A 25,401-nucleotide genomic window follows, 5' to 3' on the forward strand; every position below is an offset into this window, starting at 1 on the left:
CTTTTAACGGCTTAAAAAATATGCAAAGACAATCATAGCTGCGATATACGAAAATGACGCCTGTGCCCAATACCTTCTTTTTTCTCTTCGCAGGAACAGACAATTAAGTAGAAAAAATAAAACGAAACAAATAATAACGCTTATAAGAGGCTGCAGATACCCAAAAGTCGGGGTGAACGTCATTGACATCCATGTATACAAATAAACGACACAAGTAGCTAACCCGAGTGAGGCATTAAGTAAGATAAAAAATGAATGTTTTCTAGAGTTCATAGTCCAACACCTTACGTTTAATAGAAAAGAAGAGGTCTATCCGCTCCCCCTTTTTACTAATGAATGTTACTAACCTATTCATAAATTCTGAACTTTATTTATAATGTAGCACACTAAAGTATGTAAAAAAACAGTCCAGGTATATAAGCATTGGTTTATTGATTGAAGGTTATGTTAATTTTATATTTTTTTTATAAAAATTGGGGAGCCTGCTCGCTTTCCTCGGAGTTACATGGTGTTATGAATTATTAAGAAATGTAAATTAAATAAAAATAAATATCCCGCTAATCACCTATCCTTTTGTTGAACAAGCTATCGAATTGTTAGACGAGATGAATCAAACTAGTACAAGTTCATTTGGTTCATATAAGATTCTAAACTGTGACAAAAAAAGAATGTGCTTTTCTCTTTAAACAGAAGGTTACATTTTAACTTCTATAGGTTCCAGCACGGTCATCGTAACTGATGGTCATGCTTTCTCTTGGCACTACAAAGTCCTTTCCACTCAACTACAGCATTTAACAGAGCCAAATAAGAAAGGAACACAATGATGTGTCCCTTTTTGTTAATGTTATTAAGTTATGCTTCAGTAAATATTTTCGGCTCTTCTCTCCACTGCTGCAATTTGCTGTATTCTTCATCACTGATTTCACCGGCCTGTTTCATAATAGAAATCAACTCATTATACGCTGCTAACGAATGAGTGCGCAGACCTTTTGCTGCAAAAGCTTCTGACGCTTCTGCCAGGTTATAAGTAAATATGGATAAAACTTCAACGACGCTCTTTCCGCTGTTGATCACGGCGTCACTTGCTGCAATGGAAGACTTTCCTGTTGAAATCAAATCTTCAATCACAACGATATATTCACCCTGAGTGAGATCACCTTCAATTTGATTTCCTTTTCCGTGCTTCTTGGCTTCTCCTCTTACATATACCATCGGAAGTCCAAGGCGGTCAGCAACCCAGGCGGCGTGTGGGATTCCTGCAGTTGCACAGCCTGCGATCATATCAACCCGCTCTTCTAAGCTCTTAATATGTGTGACAAAAGCATCAATGATTTGTTCGCGTACTTTAGGATAGGACATGACAAGACGGTTGTCACAGTATATAGGTGAGCGAATGCCTGAAGTCCAAGTAAATAAATCATTCGGCCTGATTTGTACAGCACCGATATTAAGGAGTTGGCGTGCGACGCTGTTTGACTCCATCAATAAATTCCTCCTTCATATTTTGATAGGCTGCTAAAGGATTTGAGGACTGAGTAATGTTACGGCCGACTACAATATAATCGCTTCCCGCCTCTCCTGCTGCTCTTGGTGTAGCTACACGTTTTTGGTCGTGACGGTTGGATTCATCCTGTCGGATGCCTGGGGTTAATGTGACAAACTCAGGCCCGCAGGCTGCGCGTATGGCCGGCACTTCTTTCACCGAACAGACGACACCATCTACACGATTATTCTTCGCGAGCTTAGCATAGTGGACGACGGCCTCTCCCATCGATTTATCTTTAACGAGGAGTTCATTTTCAAGCATATGGTCATCCGTAGACGTTAACTGTGTCACCGCAAGCAGCAAGGGCTTCTTATGGGCAGACCCGACCTCCAGCCCCTCCGCGGCAGCCTGCATCATTTCACTTCCCCCCTGGGCGTGAAGATTAACGATATCTACTTCAAGGGAAGCTAAGCTTGTCATCGCCCGTCTAACGGTAGCCGGGATATCGTGCAGTTTTAAATCGACGAACACGGGGTGATTGCGTTTCTTTAACTCTTCGATTATAGCTGGGCCTTCCCGGTAAAACAGTTCCATTCCCACTTTAACGGGAACTCCATTTAAATCATTGGCTTCTATAAATTCCAGCGCCTGCTGTTTTCCTGGAAAATCAAGGGCTACATAGAGCGGATTATTGATGGACAAGGTGAGCACCTCCGATAGCTTCTTTTACAGAGGAAAATCCATACTTCTCAAGTGTTTCGGGGAACTGCTGAATTAACTCTTTACAAATGTTCGGGTTCTTAAAATTGGCACTTCCCACTGCAACAGCACTCGCACCGGCCAGCAGGAATTCCACGATATCATCGGTTGTTTCGATACCGCCCATTCCAATGATCGGAATTTTTACTTCCTGGTAGACCTGATGAATCATTCTTATCGTTACAGGTTTAATTGCCGGACCTGATAACCCTCCAGTCTGATTGCTGATAATCGGCTTTCTCGTCTTCGGATCAATTCTCATGCCTGTCAGCGTATTGATCATCGACAGACCATCAGCTCCTGCACGTTCAGCTGCTTTTGCTAAAGCGACGATGTCGGTGACGTTCGGTGATAGCTTCACGTAAACCGGAAGGCTGCTTGCTTCTTTAACTTGTTTCGTAACTTCATAAGCAAGGCCGGGGTCTGTTCCAAACTGAACACCGCCTTCTTTTACATTCGGGCAGGAGATGTTCAGTTCAAGAGCGTCAACACTGCTTTCAGACAGCCTTTTCGTAACGGCTACGTATTCTTCCACGGTTTTTCCGGCAACATTGGCAACGACAGGCGTATCAAACTGTTCTAAAAATGGAAGCTCTTTCTCTATAATTCCATCGACGCCCGGGTTTTGAAGTCCAATCGCGTTGAGCATACCACTTGCGGTTTCGGCTACTCTCGGCGTCGGATTACCAAATCTGCTTTCTTCGGTGGCTGCTTTAATAATGACCGCTCCTAATACAGAAAGGTCGTAAAACTGAGCAAATTCTTTTCCAAAACCGAAGCAGCCGGAAGCCGGCATGATAGGATTTTTCAAGGCAAGGCCAGGTAAATTGACTTGTACATCCATTATAAAACGACCTCCTCTGGGCGAAAAACCGGCCCATCGCTGCATACTTTTACATAGCCTTTATCAGAATTACACGGAGTTTCCATCACACAGGCGAAGCAGGCGCCAATACCGCATCCCATTCGTTCTTCAATAGAAATATAGCCAGGTATGCCAGCAAGCTTTTCTTTTACACTTTTTAGCATCACTGTCGGACCGCATGTAAAATACGTGTCAATCGTATTTAGATCAGGCAGAGCATCGGTTACAAACCCCTGTTGACCGACACTTCCATCGTTCGTTGTGATTTGAACAGACCCAAGTTCCTCAAATTCCTCCACATAAAAGAGATCTTCTTTTGACCTGTAGCCAAGCACACTTGTGACATCGATTCCTTTCGCTGTCAGCTGCTTCGCTAAATAGTAGAGGGGCGGAATGCCGATTCCTCCACCGATGAGGAGAGCGTGACCCGCTTCCACCTCATCGACAGGGAACCCTTTCCCGCCAGGACCGACGATATCAATCTTCTCTCCTGGTGACTTTTTTGTTAAAGCGTCCGTACCTTCACCCATTACTTTATATAAAAGCGTGATCGTGCCTTTCACGTGACTAACATCGGCTATCGATACTGGACGGCGCAAAAAGAAACTGTCACTAATTTGAATGTGGACAAACTGGCCAGGAGTTTTTACCATGCCGGCAATATCGCCCTGCAGTTCCATCAAGTAGGTTTTATGGGCGATGTTCTGATGATTGACAATCGTCATCCATTCGCGAATCATGGAGCAAACACCGCCTCTTTTTTATCAATTGTACGTGCAGTAAACGTCATCGCATCGATGACTTCAACGATCGTCTTCGCCGTATCTAAGCTTGTGAGGCATGCAATTCCGTGCTCCACTGCTTCTCTTCGGATGAGAAATCCATCAGAACGGGAGCGGCGGCCTTTATTAATCGTGTTGACGACAAACTGAACTTCACCATTCCTAATTAAATCGATCGTATCTTTTTGTTCAGACCCCAGTTTTCCTACAGCTTCTACCGGCAGATCTGCTTCCTGGATGACTTTGGCAGTTCCTTCTGTCGCAAACAGGTGGAAACCTAGCTGGTGGAACGTTTCGGCGATTTGAACCATTTCCTGTTTATCTTTATTGGCGACCGTCAAGAGGACAGAACCTTCCGTCGGGATCTTCAAGCCGGCCGCTGTCATTCCTTTATATAGAGCCTTCTCAAGACTCTGATCATAGCCGATGACTTCTCCTGTAGATTTCATTTCAGGTCCTAATGTTGTGTCAACACTGCGAAGTTTTTCAAAAGAGAAAACTGGCACTTTCACATAAACGCCGTCCGGCTTATCGGCTACCTGAGTGCTATAGCCTAAGTCTTGTAATGTTGCACCCATGAGAACCTTTGTTGCGAGCTGGGCCATCGTAATTCCAGTAATTTTACTTAAGAATGGCACGGTACGGCTGGCTCGTGGATTTACTTCAAGAACGTAGGCTGTACCATCTAGGATGACAAACTGAATATTAATTAAGCCTTTCATTTTTAATGAACGGGCGATTTTTATCGTTGCGTCGATGCACTGCTGCTCTAGTTCTTCCGTTAACCGCTGGGTCGGATAAACCGCCATTGAGTCTCCAGAGTGGACCCCTGCTCGTTCGATATGTTCCATAATTCCAGGAATTAACACGTCTTCCCCATCAGATATGGCATCTACTTCAATTTCCATTCCTGTCAGGTACTTGTCAACTAAGATTGGGTGACCGTTGTGCACCCTCACATTTTCCTTCATGTAGATATTCAGTTCTTCCTCTGAATACACGATCTCCATTGCTCTTCCGCCGAGTACGTAAGATGGACGGACGACGACGGGATAGCCAATTGAGCGGGCAGCTTCTATCGCTTCTTCTTCACTTGTTACACTTTCGCCGCCAGGCTTGGCAATTTCAAGCTGGTTTAATAGTTTTTCGAAAAGGTCACGGTCTTCCGTCGTGTTAATCGCGTCCATCGTTGTTCCTAAGATTGGCACTCCGCAGCGATCAAGTCCTTCGACTAAGTTAATCGCCGTCTGGCCGCCAAACTGGACGATGACTCCTTCTGGCTGTTCTAAATCAATCACATGCATGACGTCTTCAAGAGTTAATGGCTCGAAGTAAAGCTTATCAGATACACTAAAGTCGGTGGATACGGTTTCCGGGTTATTGTTCATAATGATCGCGTCATAGCCCATCTCTTTCAGTGCGAGTACAGAGTGAACGGTTGCGTAATCAAACTCGACGCCCTGTCCAATTCGAATCGGGCCTGAACCGATAACAAGTACTTTTTTATTTGCGGAGGCTTCGGACTCATTTTCGTCTTCATAAGTGCTGTAGAAATAAGGCGTTTCTGATGCAAATTCGCCTGCACATGTATCTACCATTTTATAAACCGGCCGCACATTATGAAGGCGGCGGTATTCCATGACTTCAAACTCATCAGTGGCAAGAATTCTTGCAAGCTGGCTGTCGGAGAACCCTTTTTCTTTCGCTTGTTTAAGGAGTTCAACGTCCCATGGCTTTTCTATAAGTGCACGTTCTAAGTCAATGATTTGCTCTAGCTTTGTTAAAAAGAAGCGGTCAATCCCAGTTACCTCGTGAATCTCTTCCATAGTGATTTTTCTTCTTAACGCTTCCGCAATCACATAAATACGCTCATCATCCGCCTGCTTCATCCGTGTAAACAATTCTTCATTTTCCAGCTGAGCAACGGAGTCTACGTATAAATCTTCTCTTTCCCCTTCAAGCGAGCGAACACCTTTTAACAGCGCCTCTTCAATCGTACGGCCGATCGACATTACTTCACCGGTAGCCTTCATTTGTGTACCAAGCTTTCGGTTCCCTTTGGCAAACTTATCAAAAGGCCAGCGTGGAATCTTGGCTACAACATAGTCGAGAGCTGGTTCAAAGCAGGCATAAGTCGTTCCTGTAATCGGGTTTTGAATTTCATCCAGCGTCATTCCTACAGCAATCTTAGCTGCCATTTTCGCAATCGGATAACCCGTTGCTTTTGAAGCCAGTGCAGAAGAACGACTGACACGAGGGTTAACTTCGATTACATAGTACTGAAAGCTGTGTGGATCTAAAGCCAGCTGAACATTACATCCACCTTCAATTTCAAGCGCTCTAATAATATCCAGGGACGCGTTTCTCAGCATTTGGTACTCGCGGTCACTAAGCGTCTGGGATGGAGCAAAGACGATTGAATCCCCCGTGTGTATGCCTACAGGGTCAAAGTTTTCCATGTTACAAACAACGATCGCCTGGTCATTGCTATCACGCATTACTTCATATTCAACTTCTTTAAATCCGGCGATATTTTTTTCGATGAGGCATTGGCTCACTGGAGATAAAGATATTCCGCTTCGTGCGATTTCCCGCAGCTGCTGTTCATCGTCGCACATTCCCCCGCCGGCACCGCCCATCGTATATGCCGGGCGGACGATAACGGGATAGCCGATTCGATTTGCAAATTCCACGGCTTGCTCAACCGTGCTTACGATTTCACTGTCAGGTACCGGCTGGCCCATTTTATGCATGAGAGCACGAAACTTCTCACGGTCTTCTGCTTTTTGAATCGCCTCAAGTGGTGTACCTAAAAGATCAACTTGATAGCGTTCGAGAATACCAGATTCACTAAGTTCAACCGCTAAGTTCAATCCCGTCTGCCCCCCTAGTGTGGGAAGGATAGCATCCGGACGCTCTTTACGGACGATTTTCATTAAAAACTCAGCAGTTAGAGGCTCCATATAGACTTTATCAGCTACCGTATGGTCGGTCATTATTGTCGCAGGGTTAGAGTTCGCCAGTATGACTTCATACCCTTCTTCTTTTAATGCCTGACAAGCCTGCGTTCCGGAGTAATCGAACTCCGCCGCCTGTCCGATAACAATTGGACCTGATCCGATGACTAAAATTCTTTTAATATCTGTTCGCTTAGACATAATGAGCCTCCTTTTTCTTTGTCTGCCCCTGTTTAATTCTTTCTAAAAATTCATCAAATAGATAGGATGTATCGTCCGGGCCTGGTGAGCTTTCCGGGTGATACTGTACGCTGAAGACATTGCATGTGGAGTGCTCAAGGCCTTCTACCGTCCCGTCATTTAGAGAAATTTGAGTAAGTCTCAGCTTCGTCGCTTGAACGGAAGTACCGTCAACCGCATAGCCATGGTTCTGAGACGTAATTTTCGTACGGTTCGTTCTTAAGTCTTTAACCGGCTGATTAGCCCCGCGGTGGCCGAACTTCATCTTATGGGTATCCGCACCCCCGGCTAAAGCGATTAACTGGTGTCCTAAGCAGATACCGAAAATCGGAACCTGTCCCATCAGGTTTCGAATCGTCTGAATCGCTTCCGGTACGTCTTTTGGATCTCCCGGACCGTTTGAGAGCATGACCCCGTCTGGCTTTAAGCGAAGAATCTCTTCGGCCGAGGTATGGTAAGGAACTACTGTTACGTGACAGTTACGCTTCGTAAATTCTCTCAGGATCCCGTGTTTCATCCCGAAATCAACGAGCACAATTCGGTATCCACGTCCAGGCACAACATACGGCTTAATCGTTGATACCTGTCTGACTTGATCTCGCGGCAGCGGAGTGTCGTGCATCATATCAAGCACTTGCTGAACAGGACGGTCAGCTGAAGTGATCACTGCTTTCATCGCTCCATGCTGCCGGATAATTTTCGTTAGTTTTCTCGTATCAATCCCGCTGATTCCTGGGATATTTTTCGCTTTTAAAAATTCATCCAGGGTTTCTTCACTGCGAAAGTTAGAAGGTGCTTCACAGTGTTCTTTTACGACCACTCCTAAGATGGCTGGATTGACGGTTTCAAAGTCATCGCGGTTTACGCCGTAATTTCCAATCAAAGGATATGTGAAAGTTACGATCTGCCCGCAGTAAGACGGGTCCGAGATGACCTCCTGATATCCAGTCATTCCTGTATTGAAAACAACTTCTCCGAAGCTGTCTCTTTCACTGCCAAAACCTTTTCCAATAAATGTTGTTCCATCCTCAAGCACGAGTTGTTTCATTATGGCTTCCCTCCCAGACTATTTTTCCATCGACGATTGTAACCTCTGGCCATCCTTTAACGCTGTCTCCGTGAAACGGCGTATTTTTCCCTTTTGACGCGAACGTAAAACGGTCAATTTGTTTTTCTTTCTCTAAATCTATCAGTGTAAGATCCGCAGGTGCTCCGACTTCCAGTGTTCCATACGGCAAGTTGAACACACGGCATGGTGCTTCACTCAGCCAGTAGACTAACTGATCCAGTTCCCAATCTCCTTTTTCTATAAAGTGGGTGTAGAGCAGTGGAAAGGCAATCTCAAGACCTGTGATTCCAAATGGAGAATTAATTAAACCTGACTGCTTTTCCTCTTCTGTATGCGGCGCATGATCTGTTGCTATGCAGTCGATAGTTCCATCGAGCAGCCCCTCAATGAGTGCATCCCGATCTTCTTTAGAACGAAGCGGGGGATTCATTTTAAAGAAGGCATCATCCTCCACAAGGTCGTCTTCACACAAGAGCAGATGGTGAGGAGTCACTTCAGCTGTTACTTTAATTCCTGCCTTTTTAGCATCACGGATCACACGAACAGATTCCTTCGTTGATACGTGGCAGACGTGGTAATGACAGTCGGCTGCTTCCGCTAACAGAACGTCTCTAGCAATGTGAACAGATTCTGCGATATTCGGGATTCCCGGCACTTTCAGTCTCCGGCTTACGTCTCCTTCGTGAACAACACCGTTATAGATGAGAGTATTATCTTCACAGTGGGCCACGACCGCTTTATTTAAACGTGAGGCTTCAAGCATGGCTTCATACATCATACCGGCACTTTGCACGCCCACCCCGTCATCAGTAAAAGCGAAGGCACCCGCTTCTGTTAAAGCTTCTAAATCAACCATTTCTTCTCCGAGCTGGCGGGTTGTAATCGACGCATAAGGGAGAACTCTTACTGACGCGTCAGAATTAATTTTTTCATTTAGTTGATTCAGAGTTTCTGCTTTATCTGGAACCGGTCTTGTATTTGGCATCGCACATACTGTCGTAAATCCGCCTCTGGCTGCGGCCTTCGTCCCGGTAGCGATCGTCTCCTTCGCTTCTCCGCCTGGTTCTCTTAAGTGGATATGAACATCTACGAGACCTGGAGATAATAGCAGCCCTTCGGCGTTTATCGTTTCATCCGCTTCTGCCTGGACACTTTCCCCGATTTCTGCAATTTTCCCTTCACGAATCAGTACTTCACACGGTGTTAACTCACCACTTAATAATCGCTTGGCACCTTTAATTTTAATGGACATGTAAAACCGCCTCCTCTAGTAATGTTTGGATAATAGCCATTCGAATGTTGACACCGTTGGACATTTGGTTAAAAATACGTGATTTTGAACATTCAACTAAGGTTGAATCTATTTCTACACCTCGATTAACAGGCGCTGGGTGTAAAATGATACTTCCCTTCTTCATCAAAGCTTCTCTTTCTTTCGTTAATCCGTATTTCTGCAGGTAATTATCAGCCGAAGCCTTTTCGTCATGACGTTCGTGCTGGACTCTAAGAAGCATGAGCACGTCGCTTTTTGCTGCAGCCTCATCCATGGATATGTACTCACAGGAGAGCGCAGGATCCTGCCAGACCGATGGAGCAGAAAATGATACATCGGCTCCTAACATTTGCAGTGCGGCAGCATTTGAACGGGCGACCCGGCTATGCTTGATATCACCGGCAATTGTGACCTTCAGTCCTTCAAAGCTTGGAAACTCTTCAGAGATTGTAAATAAATCAAGCAGACACTGAGTTGGATGTTCTCCTGCTCCGTCCCCGGCGTTAATGATCGATATGGACAGGCCCTTAGACAGTTCCTCCAAAATCCCTTCCTCGGACTGTCTCAATACAACAAGCTGAACACCGATCGATTCGAGGGTCTTTAACGTATCTCTTAAAGTTTCTCCTTTCGTCAGACTGGAATCAGCACCGTTAACATCCACAACATCCATCCCCAGCCTTCTCTCGGCAATGTAAAAGCTGTTCTTTGTCCGCGTGCTCGGCTCTAAGAAAATATTTGCTGCAAACGTGCGGTCAGCTTTCCAATCATTACGGCCTTCTTTGAATTGGGCGGCTTTATGAAAAAGCTCCGTGATCATCAGCGGTGTCACATCTTTCATTGATAATAAGTGCTGCATTCTTAGCGCTCCCCTTTCTATATAAAAAAACACCCCTGGAAGTACCGGGGGTGCTGCTTTCGTTGTATAACGAAGAAGCTAATCCCTAGTACACCCTTTTAAGCCTCACTGGACTTGTTTAAAACGTGTGCTGGTTTAGTTATGCTGCTCCACTATTTGATTGATCTTGAGTAGCGGGTTCTTTAAACATTTTTCCATTGCCATGGCTTTTTTCTTTTCCAGGAAGGATTAAGTTTAATATCACACCGATAATCGCTGCAAGAGCCATTCCTTGGATTTGCAGGCCTTCACTCACTTGTACAAAGGCTCCTCCTAATCCGATGACTAAGATAACAGAAGCGATGATAAGATTTCTTTTTTCTCCAAAGTCCACCTGGTTATCGATCAGCATGCGCAGTCCGCTTGAAGCGATTGTACCAAAGAGCAAGATGGAAACTCCGCCCATGACAGCTGAAGGAATCGACCCAATGACCGCTGTACTCATGCCGATGAAGCCAAAGAAAATGGCGAATATAGCCGCTCCCCCAATAACGAACACGCTGAATACTCTTGTGATCGCGAGTACTCCAATGTTTTCTCCATACGTTGTGTTAGGAGGTCCGCCAAGCATTGAGGCGATCATTGTTGCTACACCGTCTCCGAGAATCGAGCGGTTCAGCCCAGGGTCTTTAAGGAAATTACGTCCTACTACTTTTGACAGTACCATCTGGTCACCGATGTGCTCAGTCATCGTTACTAAGGCAAAAGGCACCATTAAGAAGACGATCTGCCAGCTGAAGACACTCGCAGGGGAAAAGTCTACAAAAGGAATCAGGAATTCAGGCATCGTAAACACGGCCTGAAAAAAACCTCCGATGGATTCGGCAGAAGTGATCGCCGCCCACTCGGCAGCTATTTCACTCGTATCCACAATACCTTGCGTTAGAGCAAACACGTAGCCTGATACAATCCCGATCAAGATCGGCAGGAGACTTAAGAAACCTCTCAAGAATACTGTTGCTAAAATGGTTACTCCAAGTGTTACGAGCGCTACCGTGAAGTGTGTTGCACTGTAAACCTGTTCTTCCCCAGGAAGATACATCGCCATATCAATTGCCGTTGAAGCAAGTCCAAGACCGATGACGATGATGACCGGACCTACGACAACTGGCGGAAGTAAGTTGATCAGCCAGTTGAAACCGAACATGGTAATCAGTAAAGCGACGATTCCGTAAACAAGTCCGGCAAGAAAACTTCCGATCATTGCGCCGGCAATACCGTGAGTATTCGATACTTCCATAATGGGATAGATAAATGCAAAGCTTGAACCGAGATAAGCCGGAACTCTTCCTCTTGTAATTAGTATATAAGCGAGTGTACCGAACCCACTTGAGACAAGGGCGACTGCTGGCGGCAGTCCTGTTAAAAAGGGTACTAAAATGGTGGCACCAAACATCGCGAATAAATGCTGCATACTAAGCATTAGCCACTTACTGGCATTTGGACGTTCATGGATTCCTAAAGCTGCTTGATTCATTGTTGTATTCCTCCTTTTTTCCATAAAAAAACTCTTTGCTGCTTAAAAGCTCGCAAAGAGGTAGACGTATGGCACCATACGTTATCATTTTTACGACCTTTTAAGCCTCACGGGACTTCTTTTAAAGGTGTAACCTTATTTATTTTTCATAAATGATGACTTCATCCTCACCATCTGTTTCCTTCAAACCGACTGTAACCACTTCACTCTGGGAGGTAGGAATATTTTTCCCGACGTAATTTGCTGTAATCGGCAGCTCGCGGTGTCCCCTGTCTACGAGGACAGCCAGCTGAATCTGGGAAGGACGGCCATGATCCATAAGGGCGTCCATTGCGGCACGCACCGTTCGTCCTGTATATAACACATCATCAACCAGAATCACTTTCTTGTGGGTAATATCTACAGAGATATTGGCTTCCTTTACATCCGGGTCGATTTCATAGCTTTTGTTTTCCAAATCATCGCGGTAAAGCGTAATATCCAGCTCACCGCCGGCAATGCTTTGGCTTTCAATGCTTTCGATTTTTTCCTTTAAGCGATCGGCGATCGGCACCCCGCGGGTTCTGATCCCCACTAAGACTACATCTTCGACGCCTTTGTTTTTCTCGATGATTTCATGAGAGATTCGAGTCAGTGCTCTTCGGATAGCTGCTTCATCTAATACTGTAGCTTTTTTATCCATAATCAAGGCCTCCATCCAAAAAGCCCTTTTCCGCGCATGAAGGCAGAAAAGGGCTTTGATTACACTTATCGTGTGCTCCGTTACCTTTTCAGCCTCACGGGACTGTTATTAAAGGACTTGCTTTATTCTTATTAGGAGTATGACAGACGTATTGATTTTTGTCAACTTCTGCTGCGAAGAGCCTCCAGAGTCTGATTAAATTCTTCTGGAGGCTCACATTCAAACTTCATCCACTCTTCAGTGCGCGGATGGGTAAATCCGATTGATTTCGCATGGAGCGCCTGTCCTTTCGGCAGATCAGGCGTTTTTCTCGGGCCATACTTTGGATCTCCTGCTAATGGATGATTAATATAACGCATATGAACGCGAATTTGATGGGTTCTTCCCGTTTCTAATTTACACTCAATATAGGAGAAGTCTTTAAAATGCTCGAGCACTTGAAAATGAGTGACCGCTTCTTTCCCGTTATCGACAACAGCCATTCTCTGCCGGTCTTTTAGATCGCGTCCAATCGGAGCTTCAATCGTACCATATTCATGGGTAATCATCCCATGAACGATAGCCACGTATCTGCGCTCAACAGTTTTGTCCATTAGTTGCTGGACGAGTGATTCATGAGCTTTATCATTTTTCGCTACCATCAGCAGACCACTAGTGTCTTTATCAATACGGTGTACGATTCCCGGTCTCTCGACACCATTAATGCCCGAAAGATCCGAGCAGTGGTATAAAAGTGCATGAACAAGCGTGCCTGTCTCATGTCCGGCCGCTGGATGAACGACCATGCCTGCCGGTTTATTAACGACGACCACATCCTGATCTTCATAAACGATTTCAAGATCGATATTTTCAGGTTTCAGGTCAAGCGGCTTGACTTTTGGCACCTGCCATGTAATCGTCTGGCCCGCCTGTACTTTATAGTTGCTTTTTACGAACTCTTCATCCACCTGGACATGCTTGTCTTTTAACCAGGACTGAATTTGTGAACGAGATGCGTCTTCAATCACTTCGCTTAATAATTTATCAATCCGTTTCGACTCATCAGCCTCAGTTACTTCATATATTTCCTTCACTTCGATGTTCCCCTTTTCTTTTGACGCTCATCTACAAATGTGGCAATCATTACACAGATCACTCCAACGACTAACGAGGAATCTGCCACATTAAAGATTGGATAATTGTAACTTCCAATATAAAAATCGAGAAAGTCTACGACCTCTTTACGAAACAGCCGGTCGATAAAATTTCCTACAGCCCCTGCCAGTATCAATGCAAGAGCAACGCCGACGAACCTGCTGGCTTTCGCATATTGCTTCATATAATAAATAAGGAATCCAATTACCACTACAGTAATAATGTAAAAGAACCACATTTGGCCTGCGAGTATGCCCCAGGCCGCTCCTGTATTGCGATGAGATGTTATGTAGAAGAAACCTTCTATAATGGGAATGGATTCCCTTAACTCCATTTGCTGTACGATGATCCACTTTGTCAGCTGATCAATCAGGATAACAGCTCCAGCCAATAAGTAATAGATGAACATAGGCTAAGCCTCCAACTTTTAGTTTCCTTTGCTATTGTACCATATCTCTTTAAAAGCCGCTTTATTTTAAAGCTTTGAAAATGTTCCTGTTAAAAAGGCACTTCCATACGCTCGGCGGCTCCCCACGAAAAAGCGAGCTCCCTGCCCCCTTTCGCTGGGAAAGGGTGTAAAGCCGTTCAAACTTAACCTACTCCAACAAACGCTGCCCCATTATGTTTCCCCCAATCCGTATCTTTTTATAGGGACTGCCATAAAACGACGAGAAAAAAGTCCCTCGAAGAAATTTTTTTCTCCGAGGGACTTCCAAAATTAAGATACATAATGTTTTTCAACAACAGCTGCACAACGCGGACAAAGTTCCGGATGATTTGAATCCTTGCCGATTTCGTGGGAAGAAACCCAGCAGCGTTCACATTTCTCTCCTGTATGCTTCGTAACAGTTACTTTCACCCAGTCATATTCTTTCGCATCAGAAGCTTCACTGCTTACTTCTGCTTCAGATACAATCAGCAGCTGATGAAGATCTTCAATAGATGCTAGCACCTGTTTCGTTTTGTCATCTTTTGGCTCAATCGTTACGTGAGCTTCGAGAGACTTACCAATTACTTTTTCATTACGAGCTTCCTCAAGCGCTTTAAGAACATCATCACGGATTTCCATGAAGTGATCCCACTTATCCACTAAGTCTTGATTGGCAGGGCTTCCGGCGTTAGGCATATCTGTCAGCTGGACACTCTGTTCCTCAACGCCAGGAAGGTACTTCCAAACCTCATCGGTCGTATGCGGAATAATCGGTGCCATCAGCTTAACAAGCGCCGTTAGCGTTTCATAGTAAACCGTTTGAATGCTGCGGCGGTGTAGATGATCTGCTGCTTCGATATACAATACATCTTTTGCAAAATCGAGATAGAAAGAGCTTAAATCGATCGTACAGAAGTTATGAATTTTATTGTAAACAGTAGAGAATTCATACGCCTCATACGCTTTACGGGAGTCCTCCACAAGCTGATTTAAACGGTGAAGCATGTATTGATCCACTTCCTGCATGTTCTCTTTTGAAACAGCATCTGTCTTCGGATCAAAGTCATGAAGGTTACCGAGTAAGAAACGGAACGTGTTGCGAATCTTACGATAAACTTCTGCCACCTGCTTTAAGATTTCATCAGAAATTCTTACATCGGCCTGATAATCAGAAGACGATACCCACAAGCGGATAATGTCTGCTCCAAGCTGTTTCATCACTTTGTCCGGAACGATAACATTTCCGAGGGATTTACTCATTTTATGACCTTTGCCATCCAGAACAAATCCGTGGCTTAAAATGCCTTTGAATGGGGCTTTTCCAGTAACAGCAACAGCTGTAGAAAGTGATGAGTTAAACCAGCCGCGATATTGGTCAGAACCTTCTAAATATAGATCGGCCGGACGCTGTAGGTCTTCGCGATGCTCTAATACGCCCTGGTGAGTAGAGCCGGAATCAAACCAAACGTCCATAATGTCCATTTCTTTTGTGAATTCGCCGTTTGGACTGTGCTCGGAAGTAAATCCTTTAGGAAGAAGGTCTTTTGCTTCGCGTTCGAACCAGACGTTTGAACCGTGCTCACGGAACAGCTCAGATACATGCTCGATCGTTTCATCCGTGATAACAGGCTCGCCATTTTCTCCATAAAAGACTGGAATTGGCACACCCCATGTACGCTGACGGGAAATACACCAGTCTTGACGGTCTCTTACCATATTATAAAGACGGGTCTCTCCCCATTTCGGCGTCCACTCCACTTGATTAATTTCATCAAGCAGCTCTTTACGGAAATCTTTAATGGAAGCAAACCACTGATCAGTAGCACGGAAAATCGTCGGCTTCTTCGTACGCCAGTCGTGCGGATAAGAGTGAGTGATGAACTCAAGTTGAAGCAGAGCTCCTGCTTCTTTTAACTTATCTGTAATCGGCTTATTGGCTTTATCATAGAATAACCCTTCATATCCTGGGGCCTCTTCGGTAAATACACCTTTATTATCGACAGGGCAAAGTACATCAAGTCCGTACTGCTGTCCTACCCAGAAGTCATCTTCCCCGTGGCCGGGAGCGGTGTGTACACATCCTGTACCCCCATCTGTTGTTACGTGGTCTCCAAGTACGACAAGGGACTCACGGTCATAGATCGGGTGCTGTGCCGTAATACGGTCAGCTTCTTTCCCTTTGAAAACTTGAGCCACTTCATGATTTTCCCACTCAAGCTTAGCTGCTACTTCTTCTAGTAAGTCGTTTGCGACAATAAATTTATCCTGATCTACCTTAACGACGGCATAATCTGTACCAGGATTTAACGCAACAGCCAGGTTGGCTGGAATCGTCCAAGGAGTTGTCGTCCAGATAATAAATTTCTCTCCGCCTTCAAGTAAATCCTTTCCGTCTTTTACTTCAAAGCTCACATAAATAGACGGTGAACGCTTATCCTGATACTCGATTTCTGCTTCCGCTAATGCAGATTCTGAGGAAGGAGACCAAAAAACAGGTTTTAACCCTTTATAAATGTATCCTTTTTTCGCCATTTCGCCAAACACTTTGATCTGCTCGGCTTCAAAATCTTTGTTCAATGTAATATAAGGATTATCCCAATCCCCGCGGACACCCATGCGTTTAAATTCATTACGCTGGTTATCGATCTGCCCAAGTGCATATTCCGCACACTTCTGGCGAAACTCCGCAAGCGGCATTTTTTTACGGTCCACTTTCTTCTTCGCCAAAGCTGACTCGATCGGAAGGCCGTGTGTATCCCAGCCTGGCACATACGGTGCGTGATAGCCGGACATAGACTTATAACGAACAATAAAATCTTTTAATGTTTTATTTAAAGCATGCCCCATGTGAAGACTGCCGTTCGCATAAGGAGGCCCATCGTGAAGAACAAACAAAGGACGCCCCTCTGTACGCTCTTGTACCTGATTGTAAATATCCGCTTCTTCCCATGCCTTTTGCATTTCAGGCTCGCGGTTTGGTAAATTTCCACGCATGGGGAAATCTGTTTTTGGCATTAATAAGGTGTCTTTATAATTCATTGCTGCTCCTCCTTTAAAAATCAATCAAAAAAGGCCTTCCCATCCCCAAAAGGGACGAGAAAGCCTCGCGTTACCACCCTAATTAATTAGTATAATAAACTAATCACTTATCTTATTCGTATCGTGAATGACCCGGCTGCACTTACTAAAACATTCAGCACAGCTGCTCAAGGGAGATTTTCCGTCAAAGACCCGCTTCGGACTTTCACCATCACCGAATCGCTATAACTGCAGAAGCACTTTACGTACTTGCCCTATCTTCGCATACAAATATTCATATGTGTTAATGAATTATATGTAATTTTTGTCTTTAAGTCAAGAATTATTTTTCTGCGTACTCTTTTTCAGCTTCTTGTTCCTCGGATATTTTTGGCTCAGCTGCTTCACCGTGAGGAAACTGAGTATCCAGCAGATGGTCCCAGTCGTCGTTTTCAATCATCTGCACCTGTGCTTCTACAAGCATACGCAGTCTCATTTTAAAAACTTTGGCCTGTTTCTTCATTTCTTCTACTTCGTGAGAAATCCGGCGCGATTTCGCCAGTGCTTCATTTATAATTCGATCAGCGTTCTTTTCAGCTTCTTTAATGATTAACTTAGATTCCTTGGCAGCATTCGTTTTTACTTCTTCTGCTGTCTCCTGGGCAACGAGAATAGACTTATTTAATGTGGTTTCAATAGTATTAAAGTGGCCTACACGCTCATTTAATTGCTCCACTTCTCTCTCTAACTCTTTCTTTTTACGGATGACAATTTCATAGTCTTTGATTACCTGATCAAGAAATTCGTTGACTTCATCTTCGTCATAACCTCTAAATCCGCGGGTAAACTCTTTATTATGGATATCTAATGGTGTTAAAGGCACACCGGCCACCTCCTAAAATCTTATACGTGTCCTTGATGTAACTAATTTCGACATAAAAGAATAGAATCCTGCTGCTTGATTCCAACTAATTTAATTGTCCTGTGGTTACCTTGTATTTATCCTTCTTTGTTCTGCCATGGATCACCGAAAGCTGGCTCCGTCCCTTTCCTCTTACCGATATCAGGTCCCCTTCTTCCACGATAAATGCAGGGTTGTCCACGGTGCGGAAATTGACCTTCACATGCTGGGCTTCAATAAACATCGCTGCTTTCTTTCTCGAAACGCCGTAGATCTCTTTTACAACGACATCAAGCCTTAACGAAGAAATCGTACTGTCTTTAAACTTCCATGTCTCATCACTTTCCATTATTTCATCAAGCGGCTTCTCTGAGAACTGAACATTCGCATTTTTGATCGACGTAAAATTCATTCGAATATAGTCGCTGATTTCCGATGCTGTAACGATATGTATCTTTCCTTCCTTAACGACAAGGTCTCCAAGCTTTTCACGCTTAATGCCGAGTGCCATAAATGACCCAAGCACATCGCGGTGCTCAATCGTTAAAAATTTCTCAGCATATTCTGCTTCAAGCAATGTTAAGGAAAAGTCCTCTTCTTCAATCATTTCGTATTCAGGAGCGATGATTGCCCTCTTTCTCTCAGCGTTGTGCGGACCGCCTGATAAACTCCACTTTAGATCGGGATGCGTGCCCATCACGCTTTTTAAAATCTGCTGTTCCCTGGGGTTTAGAAAATCAGTTTCTTTCCGCTCAAACCTCATCTCTACATCGCTCTGCAGAGATAACATCTGATCGATAAACGGACGCTCCTCCTCCCTGAAATGCTGATAAATTTCCATCCTTTCATCCTTCCTCTATGACAAAAAAGAACAGACAGGAGCTGTTGTCGCTACTTATCTGTTCTTCAAAATCTACATCGTAACAATCATACGATAGAGTTCCTGTAAGCCAGAACCTGCAAATCGAAGCACTAAAATAGCAACGATTGGTGAGATATCAATCATTCCAAGCGGTGGAATAATCTTGCGGAACGGCTCAAGAAACGGCTCGGCAAGCTTAGCTAAAACTTCGCCAAAACTGGACTCTCTCGCTCCTGGGAACCAGGACAATAAAATGTAAATGATTAATATCCAGCTGTAAATATTAATTGCTGTGAATAGTAGTTGAAACAATACCCCCATCTTTTACCACCTTCTGTTTCTATCTTCTTCTTCGGCCGCGATCATTTCAGTAATTGATCCTGAAATTTCGACGTTATCAGGTGTACACAGAAATGTCTGTGTGCCTAATTTCTGAATATCTCCACCTATAGCATAAACGGTACCGCTTAAAAAATCTACAATTCTCTTTGCCTGTGTATGATCTACACGCTGCAGATTAATAACGACAGCTCTGCGGTTTACCAGCTGATCAGCTATTTCCTGAGCTTCATTATAGGTTTTCGGTTCACTTAGCACCATTTTGGAAGAGCTTTTGGCGCTTTTTAAGCTTACGATATTTTGAGTTTCAGATGGCTGCTGCTGCCTGTTACGCTGCATTGGTGTTACTTCTTCCTGTTGTTTGGTATCTTCCATTGTTTCTTCTTCAACGTATTCGTATTCATCTTCAAGCGTAAAAAATGATTTTAATTTGTTTTTCATACTCAATTCCCTCACCTCTTCAGTTTGATTATCCAACCAAGCTCGATCCCACTCGAATATGAGTGGCTCCTTCTTCAATAGCCAGCTTATAGTCATTGCTCATTCCCATCGACAGCCATTCACAAGGTGCATGGTCTAACTTCTGATCGCGGATAATATCCCTTAAAGCCCTCAGTTTTCTGAAGACGGCGCGAAGCTCTTCTTCCTTATCGATGTGAGGCGCCATCGTCATTAAACCGACGATTTTTATTTTATCGTAGCCTTTAAGAGAGTGGATGAAATCTTCAACTTCTGCAGGGTCCAGTCCATGCTTTGAGTCTTCTCCGCTGACATTCACCTGAACGAAGCACGGGACAGTCTTGTCTGCCCTCTTTTGAATTTCCTTCGCCAGTGACTTCCTGTCAAGAGAATGGATATAGTCTACTTCATTGATGATATCTTTTACTTTTCGCGACTGCAGTGAGCCGATAAAGTGCCAGGCGGCATCACTGCCTATTGCTTCATACTTTTCTAAGAAGCCTTCGCGGCGGTTCTCTCCAAGGTTCTTAACACCTGCTTTTAGAGCCTCTCTTGCCCGCTCGATCGAAACATATTTAGTAACCCCAATAATTGTAATATCATCAGGATTGCGCTCACAGTTTTTGCAAGCGTGCTGTATAATCTGCTTCATTTCTGCTAAGTTGTCTGCTACGGTCATATGTACCCTCCTTACTCAACTCGTCCAGCCTATAAAAGCAAGCATTCTTCCCGTCTGCCCCTGGTCGCGTCGGTGGGAGAAAAACAAACTTTCCTCTTCATAGGTGCAATAACTGCTTATCGCAATATTTTTCGGCGCAAGGCCGCTTTCTATGGCTAGGCTTCGATTTAATTCTTTCAGGTCAAGATTGAATTTACCCTGTGATCCTTGTTTTAAAACTTCACCTCGAAAGGATTCAGGAATATGGTCAACTACACGCTGATCTACTTCATAGTTTTTCTGGCTGATGCATGGTCCTATCACCATAGACAATGAGTTTAGGTCAGCTCCCTGCTCCGCCATCTTAGAAATCATGGCACGCGAAATGCCTCCAACGGTGCCTTTCCATCCCGCATGAGCGATGCCAATCCAACCTGTGGTTGAATCAATAAACAGCAAGGGTACACAATCAGCATAAAATGCCGTCAGCAAAATGTCCTTCTGATTTGTAATAAGTCCATCTACCCCGGCGATCGCTTCATCGTGGACAAATGCTCCTTGTCCTTTATGAGAATTGTCTGCTACTTTAACTTCCGTGCCGTGAACTTGTTCGCCCATCACCCAATGGCTCAGAGGCTGATTGAGTTCCTCTGCTAAGGCCTGACGGTTTTTAATAACTGTCTCTGATAAATCTGATACGTGAAGTCCCATATTTAAACTGTCGTACGGAACTTCACTGTATCCGCCTTGTCTTGTTGTTATCCCGGCTGTCACCTTGTACTTCGTAAAACACGTGAGCTGCCTGGCTGTTTTTAGCTGGAAGGGTTCGGTCATAATACCACCTCAATTTCCCTTCATTTTACCACATTATTCATCCTTTTTCCTAACTAAATCCCGTTATTCGATCTTTTGGTCCCCTGACCTAGAGCTATAGCCTGATTTCTTAACAAGGATCACATCAGCTCCGATATTTACGATCTGGCTCCAAGGAATCACTAGTTCTTCATCTTTTCCGAACATCCCCATCGCTTTTCCCTTTAATTTCAAAACGAGTCCTTTCAGCTGGCCGCGCTGACTATCAATATCCAAATCGGTTATATAACCAAGCCTTTCCCCTGTTTCCATGGCGATGACGTCTTTTACTTGTAACTCAGAGATTTTCATAGCTATTCCTCCCTCATATAAGATTATATGCAAGAGTTCGCGAACGATTTCTACACAAAAAAACACCACTGAATAGTCAGTGGTGTCTCATCATATTATTGAAACATAGATGAATTCATTTCTTTGATGGCTGCTTTCTCTAAACGGGATACCTGAGCTTGGGAAATGCCGATTTCTTCGGCCACTTCCATTTGGGTTTTTCCTTGGAAAAATCGCTTCGTTAATATCATTTTTTCGCGCTCATTGAGTTTTTTCATGCCTTCGCGCAAGGATAATTCATCTAGCCAGATCGAATCTTTTTCACGGTCATCTTTTAACTGGTCGACGACGTAAATTGGATCTCCCCCATCATTGTAAATGGGTTCAAATAAAGAAACAGGATCTTGAATCGCATCCATTGCGAAAACAACATCTTCATGCGGAATGCCCATTTTCTCGGCAATTTCATGTGGAGCGGGGTCTTTCGATGTTTCACTAATCATTTTTTCACGCATTTGAAGGGCTTTGTAAGCTGTGTCCCTTAGCGATCGGGAGACACGAATCGGATTATTATCCCTTAAATATCTTCGGATTTCACCAATGATCATTGGGACAGCATAGGTGGAAAATTTCACATTATGACTTAAGTCGAAATTATCAATGGATTTCATAAGGCCGATACAGCCCACTTGAAATAAGTCGTCACCATACTCTCCACGGTTATTAAACCGCTGGATCACCGATAAGACGAGACGCAAATTCCCATTCACTAGAATCTCTCTTGCTTCTGTATCTCCTGATTGCAACCGCTCAAACAGGGCCCTCATCTCTTTGTTTTTAAGTACTGGAAGCTTAGATGTGTCTACACCGCATATTTCTACTTTATGTCGTGTCAAAAGTAAGACCCTCCCAAGAAGCTGATTTCCATTTTCAGTATCTCCTTGGGAGGGAAAATTATGCATCGTCTATTTGAGAAATTTAGACCATCTTATCGAATTCTCTTTGCAAGCGTCGAATGATTTTCTTTTCTAGCCTGGAGATATATGACTGGGATATACCAAGCATATCCGCCACGTCTTTTTGTGTCTTTTCTTTTTTGCCAATCAATCCGAAACGCAGTTCCATAATTTCTTTTTCACGGTCACTGAGCTGCTCAAGTGCTGATATTAGAAGTTTTTTGTCGACCTTCTTTTCAATACCCTTCGTAATTAAATCCTCCTCTGTGCCTAAAATATCCGAAAGCAGCAGCTCATTGCCATCCCAATCGACGTTAAGAGGTTCATCGAAAGAAACTTCAGTCTTGAGTTTATTGCTTTTTCGCAGGTGCATAAGAATTTCGTTCTCAATACAGCGTGATGCATAAGTCGCCAGCTTAATCTTTTTCTCCGGATCAAACGTGTTTACCGCTTTAATTAAGCCAATCGTTCCGATGCTGATTAAATCTTCAATATTTAACCCTGTGTTCTCAAATTTGCGGGCAATATAGACGACGAGGCGTAAGTTCCGCTCAATAAGCATCGCTCTTGCTGCTTTATCACCTTTAGGCAGCCTTTCAAGCAGATCTCTTTCCTCTTCCCGGCTGAGCGGCGGCGGAAGTGCTTCACTACCTCCAATGTAGTAAATTTCTTTTTGCTTAATGCCGAGCTTAAGCGCTAATTTGTATAAGTAAAATTTAAGTTTAAACTTCCATTTCATCCATCAATGCCCCCTATTATGCCGATATCCCCTTAATCGCCGCGTGGGGATGAATAATAATTTGATACATTTGATCATGTGCTAAATCATGATGCTGAATGCCAAGCAGCGGCTGGTCAATTGTTAATTTACCTTCTGGCGTATAAACTGTAATTGAATCCACCATGAACGTCACCATTAAATTTCCTGAAGAACCAGCTCCCTGATAGGGAATTAAGTGAAGAGACTTATGATATTTTTCGGTTACTTCATCTATTTGATCAAGAACCGTGTCTGTTTGAAGCTTTTCTAATTCTTCCTGTGAAAAGAAATGCTTCCAAACATGCAAGTCAGCTAAGAAAACCATTTTTTTACTTATAGGATCTACTAAATGATTGCCGCTGTCTACCAGGCCTGTACATAGAGCGCTTCTTTCCATAAAATTCACCCGAACCTGATATAAATCTTCCGACTTCAGCCGGTGGGCTTGAATTTGTTCCATCCTCCATTTTGTAAAAATCCATGAAACCGGAAATCCGATACAGACAAACAACCAACTGACGGGATGCCCATAACCCGTGGAAAAAGTAATCCATTCGCCTCCTTGAACCATAACCTGGCTGTTAAAGAAGTAGTGGACGCCGACCATAGTTCCTCCAATCGCAAAGGTTACAAAATAAAAAGTCAGCCACTGGATAAATGCGGTACGGAATGAAACATAAGCAAATGCAACGGTAACAATTAATAGTGAAAATGCGATCTTTCCTAAGCTGGTCGTCAGCCAGGTCCCAGGCATGAGAACGCTAATAGGAACAATACATGAGGCCACAAAAGCCGCAGCAAGAATCCGTAAATTCGTCGTTTTGGCTCTCGTTAGGCCTTGAGTTAAGTAAAGAATCATTCCATCCATTAATAAATTAAGCAGCCATACGGCGTCTAAGTAAATCCTCCTTCCCCCACCTCTCCTTCGTATTTACAAGAAAGTATAAGTCTTAGCTGGTGAAAAGTCTGTCAAAACATGAATGGTGGACAGAGCATATTTTGTTACAAGATGTCTTCTGAGGCGGCTTATCTTTCCATACAAAAAACCACTGCCCTCAAAAAGGCAGTGGTTTTTATGGAAACCGCAAATTAGCGGCGGCGATTTCTGTTGCGAAGGAAAGTCGGGATATCCAGCGTATCTTCTTCCTGCTGTCCAGTAGTTTTGGACGAAGGAGCTGGCTGACTTTCACGGCGTGTGGCCGGCTGTTCTTCACGCGGACGCTCGGTATGCGTCGTTTTCATTTGATTGACGTTATTGACACGAGGCTTCGCTTTACCTTCTGCTAGCTGGGCTTCATCAAAGCCAGTAGCAATTACAGTTACTACAATTTCATCTTTTAAGTTCTCGTTAATTACGGAACCAAAGATTACGTTAACTTCCTGGTCAGCAGCTGATGTCACTATATCCGCTGCCTCCTGTACTTCATACAGGCTTAAGTTTGTACCACCGCTGATGTTCATAAGAACACCATGCGCTCCATCAATAGAGGTTTCAAGCAGTGGAGAAGAAATGGCTTTCTTCGCAGCTTCGGCTGCACGGTTTTCTCCTGTAGCAATACCAATACCCATCAGGGCTGAACCTTTATCCACCATGATTGTCTTCACGTCAGCGAAGTCTACGTTGATAAGACCAGGTACGGCAATTAAATCAGAGATACCTTGTACACCCTGACGAAGCACGTTATCCGCTTCACGGAAAGCTTCAAGCATTGGAGTATTTTTATCAACGATTTCTAATAGACGGTCGTTCGGGATTACGATTAATGTATCGACACTGCCTTTTAAGCTGTCTGTACCTGAAGCAGCCTGTGTTGCACGTTTTCTACCTTCAAAAGTGAATGGTCGTGTCACAACACCGACAGTTAAGGCACCTAGTTCTTTAGCTACATTAGCGATAACAGGTGCGGCACCAGTTCCGGTACCTCCGCCCATTCCTGCTGTAACGAAGACCATGTCGGCTCCCTGCAGGGCTTCTTCGATTTGTTCCTTACTTTCTTCAGCAGCCTTACGTCCTACTTCAGGATTAGCACCGGCTCCTAAACCGCGTGTAAGCTTACCGCCGATTTGCATTTTCACTTCTGCTTTTGAAAGGTTTAGTGCTTGAGCATCTGTGTTTACAGCAATAAATTCCACACCTTGCACTCCATGCTCAATCATACGGTTGACTGCGTTGCTTCCGCCGCCACCGACACCTATTACTTTAATTGTTGCTAGCTGATCCATGCTTGTATCAAAATCTAACATCATCCGTTC

The 25,401-nt window shown here is 44.1% G+C and carries 24 protein-coding genes and 1 other annotated feature; all 24 genes read right to left on the reverse strand.

What is annotated here, in order from left to right; translation table 11 throughout:
* Positions 1–852 precede the first annotated feature (852 nt).
* The 24 genes from pyrE to ftsZ all read right to left on the reverse strand — a co-directional run bounded on the left by pyrE (position 853) and on the right by ftsZ (position 25,392).
* A complete protein-coding gene (pyrE, locus tag HUS26_RS07340) occupies positions 853–1,482 on the reverse strand; it encodes an orotate phosphoribosyltransferase (protein ID WP_173916536.1) in 630 nt (209 codons plus the stop codon).
* Positions 1,448–2,182 (reverse strand): orotidine-5'-phosphate decarboxylase, encoded by a 735-nt coding sequence (pyrF, locus tag HUS26_RS07345; RefSeq protein WP_173918773.1) that lies wholly within the window; start codon positions 2,180–2,182, stop codon positions 1,448–1,450. The genes pyrE and pyrF overlap by 35 nt, the downstream gene beginning before the upstream one ends.
* Positions 2,175–3,089: a dihydroorotate dehydrogenase gene (locus HUS26_RS07350; protein ID WP_305792000.1), complete on the reverse strand. Its 915-nt coding sequence runs from the start codon at positions 3,087–3,089 to the stop codon at positions 2,175–2,177. Before HUS26_RS07350 ends, pyrF begins: the two co-directional genes overlap by 8 nt.
* Positions 3,089–3,850, reverse strand: a complete 762-nt coding sequence (locus HUS26_RS07355; RefSeq protein WP_173916537.1) for a dihydroorotate dehydrogenase electron transfer subunit — start codon at positions 3,848–3,850, stop codon at positions 3,089–3,091. The genes HUS26_RS07350 and HUS26_RS07355 overlap by 1 nt, the downstream gene beginning before the upstream one ends.
* Positions 3,847–7,050 (reverse strand): carbamoyl-phosphate synthase large subunit, encoded by a 3,204-nt coding sequence (gene carB, locus HUS26_RS07360; protein WP_173916538.1) that lies wholly within the window; start codon positions 7,048–7,050, stop codon positions 3,847–3,849. Before carB ends, HUS26_RS07355 begins: the two co-directional genes overlap by 4 nt.
* A complete protein-coding gene (locus HUS26_RS07365; RefSeq protein WP_173916539.1) occupies positions 7,043–8,137 on the reverse strand; it encodes a carbamoyl phosphate synthase small subunit in 1,095 nt (364 codons plus the stop codon). Before HUS26_RS07365 ends, carB begins: the two co-directional genes overlap by 8 nt.
* The gene (locus HUS26_RS07370) at positions 8,118–9,410 is read right to left on the reverse strand and encodes a dihydroorotase (protein ID WP_173916540.1); all 1,293 of its coding nucleotides are present in this window, start codon (positions 9,408–9,410) and stop codon (positions 8,118–8,120) included. Before HUS26_RS07370 ends, HUS26_RS07365 begins: the two co-directional genes overlap by 20 nt.
* A complete protein-coding gene (locus HUS26_RS07375; protein WP_173916541.1) occupies positions 9,400–10,290 on the reverse strand; it encodes an aspartate carbamoyltransferase catalytic subunit in 891 nt (296 codons plus the stop codon). Before HUS26_RS07375 ends, HUS26_RS07370 begins: the two co-directional genes overlap by 11 nt.
* Positions 10,291–10,429: 139 nt before the next feature.
* Positions 10,430–11,806 carry a solute carrier family 23 protein gene (locus HUS26_RS07380; protein ID WP_173916542.1) on the reverse strand — a complete coding sequence of 459 codons (1,377 nt, stop codon included), beginning with the start codon at positions 11,804–11,806 and terminating at the stop codon, positions 10,430–10,432.
* A gap of 139 nt (positions 11,807–11,945) precedes the next feature.
* A complete protein-coding gene (pyrR, locus tag HUS26_RS07385; protein WP_173916543.1) occupies positions 11,946–12,488 on the reverse strand; it encodes a bifunctional pyr operon transcriptional regulator/uracil phosphoribosyltransferase PyrR in 543 nt (180 codons plus the stop codon).
* Positions 12,489–12,649: 161 nt separating this feature from the next.
* Positions 12,650–13,561: an RluA family pseudouridine synthase gene (locus HUS26_RS07390; RefSeq protein ID WP_173916544.1), complete on the reverse strand. Its 912-nt coding sequence runs from the start codon at positions 13,559–13,561 to the stop codon at positions 12,650–12,652.
* On the reverse strand, positions 13,558–14,031 hold the full coding sequence (lspA, locus tag HUS26_RS07395) for a signal peptidase II (protein WP_173916545.1): 474 nt from the start codon (positions 14,029–14,031) through the stop codon (positions 13,558–13,560). The genes HUS26_RS07390 and lspA overlap by 4 nt, the downstream gene beginning before the upstream one ends.
* Positions 14,032–14,340: 309 nt before the next feature.
* Entirely contained in the window at positions 14,341–17,091 is a 2,751-nt protein-coding gene (ileS, locus tag HUS26_RS07400; RefSeq protein ID WP_173916546.1) for an isoleucine--tRNA ligase, read from the reverse strand.
* Between the two features lie 47 nt (positions 17,092–17,138).
* Positions 17,139–17,361 (reverse strand) — a binding site (T-box leader).
* A gap of 52 nt (positions 17,362–17,413) precedes the next feature.
* The gene (locus HUS26_RS07405) at positions 17,414–17,953 is read right to left on the reverse strand and encodes a DivIVA domain-containing protein (RefSeq protein WP_173916547.1); all 540 of its coding nucleotides are present in this window, start codon (positions 17,951–17,953) and stop codon (positions 17,414–17,416) included.
* A gap of 85 nt (positions 17,954–18,038) precedes the next feature.
* The gene (locus HUS26_RS07410) at positions 18,039–18,812 is read right to left on the reverse strand and encodes an RNA-binding protein (RefSeq protein WP_173916548.1); all 774 of its coding nucleotides are present in this window, start codon (positions 18,810–18,812) and stop codon (positions 18,039–18,041) included.
* A 72-nt stretch (positions 18,813–18,884) separates the two neighbouring features.
* A complete protein-coding gene (locus HUS26_RS07415; protein WP_173916549.1) occupies positions 18,885–19,154 on the reverse strand; it encodes a YggT family protein in 270 nt (89 codons plus the stop codon).
* A 3-nt stretch (positions 19,155–19,157) separates the two neighbouring features.
* Positions 19,158–19,619, reverse strand: coding sequence for a cell division protein SepF (locus HUS26_RS07420; protein WP_217424728.1), 462 nt, complete (start codon positions 19,617–19,619; stop codon positions 19,158–19,160).
* A 22-nt stretch (positions 19,620–19,641) separates the two neighbouring features.
* Positions 19,642–20,310, reverse strand: coding sequence for a YggS family pyridoxal phosphate-dependent enzyme (locus HUS26_RS07425; protein WP_173916551.1), 669 nt, complete (start codon positions 20,308–20,310; stop codon positions 19,642–19,644).
* Positions 20,311–20,325: 15 nt separating this feature from the next.
* Positions 20,326–21,123: a peptidoglycan editing factor PgeF gene (gene pgeF, locus HUS26_RS07430; protein WP_173916552.1), complete on the reverse strand. Its 798-nt coding sequence runs from the start codon at positions 21,121–21,123 to the stop codon at positions 20,326–20,328.
* A gap of 63 nt (positions 21,124–21,186) precedes the next feature.
* A complete protein-coding gene (locus HUS26_RS07435; RefSeq protein ID WP_173916553.1) occupies positions 21,187–21,453 on the reverse strand; it encodes a YlmC/YmxH family sporulation protein in 267 nt (88 codons plus the stop codon).
* A gap of 95 nt (positions 21,454–21,548) precedes the next feature.
* The gene (gene sigG, locus HUS26_RS07440; protein ID WP_173916554.1) at positions 21,549–22,328 is read right to left on the reverse strand and encodes an RNA polymerase sporulation sigma factor SigG; all 780 of its coding nucleotides are present in this window, start codon (positions 22,326–22,328) and stop codon (positions 21,549–21,551) included.
* Positions 22,329–22,410: 82 nt separating this feature from the next.
* Positions 22,411–23,127 (reverse strand): RNA polymerase sporulation sigma factor SigE, encoded by a 717-nt coding sequence (gene sigE / locus HUS26_RS07445; RefSeq protein WP_173916555.1) that lies wholly within the window; start codon positions 23,125–23,127, stop codon positions 22,411–22,413.
* Between the two features lie 16 nt (positions 23,128–23,143).
* Positions 23,144–24,079 (reverse strand): sigma-E processing peptidase SpoIIGA, encoded by a 936-nt coding sequence (gene spoIIGA, locus HUS26_RS07450; protein WP_256371076.1) that lies wholly within the window; start codon positions 24,077–24,079, stop codon positions 23,144–23,146.
* Between the two features lie 158 nt (positions 24,080–24,237).
* Entirely contained in the window at positions 24,238–25,392 is a 1,155-nt protein-coding gene (ftsZ, locus tag HUS26_RS07455) for a cell division protein FtsZ (RefSeq protein WP_173916557.1), read from the reverse strand.
* Positions 25,393–25,401 lie beyond the last annotated feature (9 nt).

The sequence above is a fragment of the Halobacillus sp. Marseille-Q1614 genome, from assembly GCF_902809865.1.
Classification (GTDB): Bacteria; Bacillota; Bacilli; order Bacillales; family Halobacillaceae; genus Halobacillus_A.